Source organism: Granulicella sp. S190, assembly GCF_009766095.1.
Taxonomy (GTDB): Bacteria; Acidobacteriota; Terriglobia; order Terriglobales; family Acidobacteriaceae; genus Edaphobacter.
This window is the reverse complement of sequence record NZ_LMUD01000027.1, coordinates 1-5,988: the sequence shown is the minus strand read 5'-3', so window position 1 is coordinate 5,988 and position 5,988 is coordinate 1. Positions and strand designations below refer to the sequence as shown.

The window sequence follows — 5,988 nt, the reverse complement described above, 5'->3', positions numbered from 1 at the left end:
AGTCGAGATCAGCTTACTCTCTGCATCCCAGCTCATGGTAGTGAGACCGTTCGACAGCAGGTTGCCAGCCGCGTCGTATGCGTACCCGAACATCTGGTTGTTCGCGGTAGCACTATCGTTGAAACTTCCGTTCTGTTGAAGATTGCCGAAGGAGTCATAGAGGTAGCTCTGATTCAAGCCATTAGGGACCGGCGTTGCAGCTTGTCCGTTGACCGGGTTTGTGGTTGTGCTTGAAGTATCCATATACGGCGCGGCGTCACTGCCCAGAACCATCTGAGCACCCCAGATCTGGATACTTCCTGAGGTAAACGATCCCCCTCCTCCAATTTGAAGTGCGAGCTGAGTAAGACCATTTTGAACCTGCGTAGTAATGCTAAAGCGCTGCCAGCTGGTGGTAATCGACGCGACCACGTAGGGTGCCATGAAACCAGACGCACCCGAGTTGATCAAATACAAATTGGTGTTCAAGGTTCCGCTGGGGACCTTCAGATATACCGAAGCCGTCACAGTTTGACCGTCGTAGAGTGATGGATTAGCGACGTTGTTGTCGATAAAGGTTTCGGGTGAGCTTGCAGTTATGGTCGCCGCAGTGTTGGTGCCATCTGGTGCTACTCCGTTGTAGGCAGTGACGGTTCCGTTTGCGATAGCCCAGCCCGGACCACTGATTTGCTGAGAGCTCGAAAGAATGTTGCTGAGTTCCTTGCCTGCGACGACCGGCAGTTGACTTGTGACCACGTATGGCCCGGCTGCACTGGAGAGTTCCATTTGTGAACCCCAGACATCGATAACCTCTCCAGCTGGAAGGGTGTCTCCAATCTGGATGAAGAGCCGGGTGAGGCCATTCGGAGCTTGGCCAGTAAGCGAAAACCGCTGCCAGGTTGAAGTGAGTTGTGCGGTTGTTTGTTGGAACAGAACTCTTCCGGATGCGTTTTGCCCAATCAAGTAAATGTTGACGGACTCCGCCCCGTTGGGTGATCGCAAGAAGATCGAACCGGTAAGTATAGCGTTGTCGTAGATCGCCGGATTGGTCACATCATTGGTCAGCCATCCATTGCCTCCCACGGCAGTGAACTGATAACCGGTTTGGGAGCTATCAGGTGCGACTACGGCGTTCATGACACCGCTTCCACCGACAGTGCCGGACCAACTCGGAGCATTGGGCTGTTGGGAATATGGCAGAACATTAGTCAGGTTTGTACCAGTGCTTACTGGATTAGCGGCCGTAGCAACGTAAACGTTGGCCGTTGATCCAAACTCTACCTGGGCTCCCCACACTTGAAAGCTTTGCCCGTTCGTGAAGGTGCTACCGCCTCCAATCTGAAATTCTAGCCCTGTCAGGGCACTTGCATTCGTCCCGGTAATATGGAAACGCTGCCAATCGTTGCTGAGAGTGACGGTAGTCGCACCAAGCGTGGAATAGCCGGTTTGTGCGGAAACATTAATAAGGGTCACCAGCAGCTGCTGTGGTCCCACTGTGGATCTCAACCAGACCGAACCCGTAATGGCCACACCGCTGTAGGGCGCTGGATTCGGGATAGTATCGACGAACCATCCGGCAGACGAGCCGCTGTTAGCTGTGACGGTAGCTGCGGTTTGAGAGCCATCAGGAGCCGTTGCCGAGTTGTCTATAGCAGAGCCATTTTCGAAAGCCCACGTCGAAGCAGTGAGGCGTTGCGAATAAGGGAGAAAGTTCGTAATCGTCGGCCCAGTGGTTCCGGCATCTTCGAGTTTGGTACCCCAGATCGAAATAGCTTGTCCGCTTGTGATCGATTTTGCACCTCCAATTTGGAGGATTAGCCCTTGGTGCCCATACTGGAACTGTCCCGTTACCTGAAATTGCTGCCAATTCTGAGTAACCGTAACCGGTTTGTAGCCCTGTATAGCGTATCCAGCCGAACCGATCTCAACTAAATAAAGATTAACTGTTTGGCTGCCGGATGGTGATCGAAGCCAAACTGATCCGACCATGCTCTCTCCGTCGAAGAGCGACTGCGAAGAAACACTGGCTCCTAGATAAGTATCGGTCGATCCCGACGAAGCCGTAAAGGTGTATGCGCTTGCGGTTCCGTCTGGTGCGGCGATCCCCGAGGCAATGCTTGCGTTCGCTATTTCCCACCCGGACGCCCCTGGAGTGTCAGCGTTATCTATAAGGTTTGACTCGTCAGGATCGGTCCAGAATGGTACCGCTGCGACGGTGCCACTGTTGGAACCTGTCCATCCTCCCGGGATGCTTGGATATGGAGAAGTATTTGCTCCTTGCTGAGGCCCGATAAGATCCTGTGCGCTCGATAGACGATTTAGATTGTCGTAAACCATCCATCTCTGCACGCCTGACGATGCATCCGTGATGGCCTGAAGATTATTATTTGGAGTCCATTCGTACTGCTTGCCCCAGAGCAACTGATTCGAAGTTCCGTAGGCAAGAAGGTTTACGCGCTCGCGATTGTCATAGGCAGCCGCGATACCCACCCCGTTTCCCATCGTTGCGTTGATAAGGTGGTTCGCGGGGTCGTACTCCGCCGAACCATTCGTGCTCAGGTAAGGAGTCGTATGACCGTTTCCATTCCAACCGGTGTAGGTGATCGAAGACAGACGCCCGGCGGCATCGTTCGATTGTGAAATAGTTCTTCTATCAGGGAACGTCAGAGATGTCATGTTGCCGGCTAAATCATATGAAGCATAGACAGGGCTCGCTCCCACGACACAATTTGACGGGATACAGCCATCCTGGTGGATGACCCGCCCCATCGCGTCATACGAATAATGACGATCCGCGTTTACGTTGTTCGACGCAAATACCAGTCTGCCAACAGGATTGCTTGATGTAAAGCTACCACCGACGCTGACTTGGTCGTACATGTACACGTAGTTGAGTCCGGGAACTCCTGCAGCTCCACTTGAGCTCTTATTTGTTATGCGGTTTAGAGCGTCGTACGAATAATTTGTGCTAATGCCACGCGCGTCTGTCTTGTTAGCGAGATTTCCATTCGCATCGTAACCATTAATGCAGTTACTTCCACTCCAGTATCCGTAACACACCGTTCCTGTCTCGGGATTCGAGGCCGTTATAAGCCGCGAGAGTGAATCATAGCTGAAGCTGCGCACGCGTGCCGTATCGCCGGAGACGCCGTTTTGATTAACTGTGCGCAGATTGCTCAAGGCATCGTAAACGTATCCTGTCGATGCACCGGTCGGCTCGCTTACGCTGGTCAAACGCCCCAGTGCATCCGATGTTCTACTCCACGATTGCCTTGCCTCGTCGGTGAAAGTTGTGCCGTTGCCAGGATAGGACCACTGCTGAGTGCTGCGATCTGGTTGGGTCTGGACCGTCTTACGGCCTAATACGTCGTAGCCAAACACCGTGACACCGTATGTCGAATCACTCGTTGACCGATATGGATTTGAAACGCTTTGGATATTGCCAACGCCGTCGTACGTCGTATCAGTGAAGATCGGCCCATTCGGATCCGATACCAATTCATTTCGAACCTGACGCCCCAAAGCGTCAGCCGTAACGATCGTCTGATAGGAGGAGGTAGCAGTTAACGCTTTTGTGGAGGTGATTGTCGGACTAGGGGCTGTATCGTTATAGACGTAAGTCTCATGACCGCCATCAGGATAGCCTACGCTAGTAGGTCGCCGCATGTTGTCATAGCCGTATGTTGTTGGTTGGTGGTTCTCATCGGTATGCGACATCATTAGGCCAGTATTTGCGTCGTACACGTAGTCATCAGAATGAGCCACGTTGGTCGGAGGCTTAGTGATGGTCTTCGGATAGGCCCCTGTCGCGTCATAGTCGATTGTGGTCGTGTTGCCATTGCCGTCCTTCGTGCCCGTGCTCATGCCGCTGGAATTGTAGTAGGCGTGAGTCGTGACGCTGCCACCATCCACCTGCGTTGTCGCGTTCCCGTAGACTCCCGCAGGGCCGTAGGCCCCTTCGTCATAGTTGCGGGTCGTGGTTGACAGAACGGCTCCACCGGCTGATATAGACGAGGAAGACACCAGGTTAAGGAGGTTAGCCGCCCGGTAGCTGTCATTGGCTTGCCACTGGTAGGTGTTCGCGGTCTCGCGCAATAGGGTACCCGGACTGCTACCGGTCGTGTAGTCATACTCATAGGAGTACATCGGACTTCCGAGTACAAGAGGAGCGCTGTATGGTGTAAACCCAGGAATATTTCTAAGCGCGTCGTTTGGGTCGTAGACCTTTAGTCCGGACGGACTCGGCGCATCTGTGCCTGTACACGAGGTATTGGTGTTGTTGTCGTAGATTACGCAGGTAGTGGTCGATTGACCGCTTGGGTAGAGGGTGGTGGTCGTCAGCTTTGGTAGATGATTGGAGACTCCTGGAATCGGTCCCGCATAATAGGTGTACTGTACCGCTTTTAGAAGAGTCTGCGTGCCCTGAAAGTACTGAGTCAGCGTCTCTAGGCCGTAGCCATTGAAGAGATGAATAACGGTGTTGCCCACCGGATCGGTGACCGTGGTTTGCGACTCTGTGCCATTGCCAGGAACTGTGATCAGAGTGTAAGCATATTGCCACTTATATTTGTTGCCATTTACAGTAAGCGTTCTCGATTGGAGAAACCGCTCACCCTGATTCTCCCCCATTGGATATTGAGTTGTAGACGGCGGATAATAGACATACGTCATTACGGCGCCTGTCGGAGTAGTGATGCTGCTCAGACAGCCAAAGTTGTCGTAAGAGAAGTTCCACGACGTCCCGTTCTGCAACGTGATCCCGGTAATCGCGACATAGGTTTTTGTGCCCTCTCGATTCGTTCCGAAAGACGAGGTTGCAGTCAATTGCTGCCAGCAGATGTCAATCGGCGCCGTAGTACCCCCGACCACCGGATATTGCTGCGTCTCGCATTTGGCAATGGTGTTGAGTGCGCGTTGGTTGCTGAAAACGGGAATCGATCTCCCAATGCTGTCTGTAAGTCCTCCTGTAGTGCTGACAACGGAGTTGCCGCTCGGGTCTACCATGAATACAGTACCGTTAGGGCAAGGAGAAGCAGACCAGTACATACAGCCACCCTTGTACTGAATGCCGTTCCTATCGACGAAGCTGAAACCGTTCCCGTAGCTGTAGCTGATTCCAGAGCCGTCAAAGGATTCATACATGCCCGTCTGCACTCCAGCAGGAGACACCACCCCTAACATCTCATGTGACCCTCCACCGGCATCTATAACGGTGTGTCCTTGCAATGGATTATGGTTACTGTCTTCACCATCCGGAAAGGTGCCACCAGAATAGTAGGGACTCATTACTAGGCCTGAACTAAGCGGGGCGTTAAAGAACCACTGCACATATTCGCTGCCGCCACTGCTTTCTACTGTGGCGGTCCACGATGGCGTATTGTACACCATCTGAAGCTGCAAAGGCGGCAGCGTTCCCTTTTGAGGATACGAGATTATTGGGATATGAAGCTGAACAGCCCCTCCGAGCAAATCGACCGTATCGAAGCTCGACTCATCGTAGGACTGGTATGGAACCAACCCTGGCTGCTGCGAGATCTGCGCTATTGCAAAGCTGGAGAAGAAGAAAAAACAGGCAAGCGACAGACGGACGTATTTGATAGGACTACTCCCTGCAAATCACCGGCAGCTTTGCGGCCAGGTTGATTCTGAGCTGTTCCCATCTGAGCAAAGGGCAATCTTCGCGGAGATTAGTCTGGGATTGGAGTTGTTTGTCGGAGAGTAGGTCCAGGCGGGCAACTGACTCCAGGGCAGTGAAGGAATCTAAGCAAATAAAACAATAAGGGGAACTTCCGCACGATAAAGGCCAGCCTAAGATCTGTCTACGGTACAAAGGTCTACCCACCTTCGTAACCTAGATACTTACTGAGTAGTAAACAGTGGAATTGGTGGGTATGACCTGCCCCCAAAACCCGCACGTTTGTGAATACGAATTTATCCCGTCGTCGGAGCTGTGGCAAAGTGGGAAACGCTGAAGGCGTTTTCCAAGCAGGCGTAGCCTGCGTCTTTTCC

1 protein-coding gene is annotated in these 5,988 nt (G+C 52.8%); it reads right to left on the bottom strand.

What is annotated here, in order from left to right; translation table 11 throughout:
* A partial coding sequence (locus GSQ94_RS15750; protein ID WP_216843106.1) for a hypothetical protein occupies nt 1–5,265 on the bottom strand: 5,265 nt, incomplete at its 3' end.
* Nucleotides 5,266–5,988 lie beyond the last annotated feature (723 nt).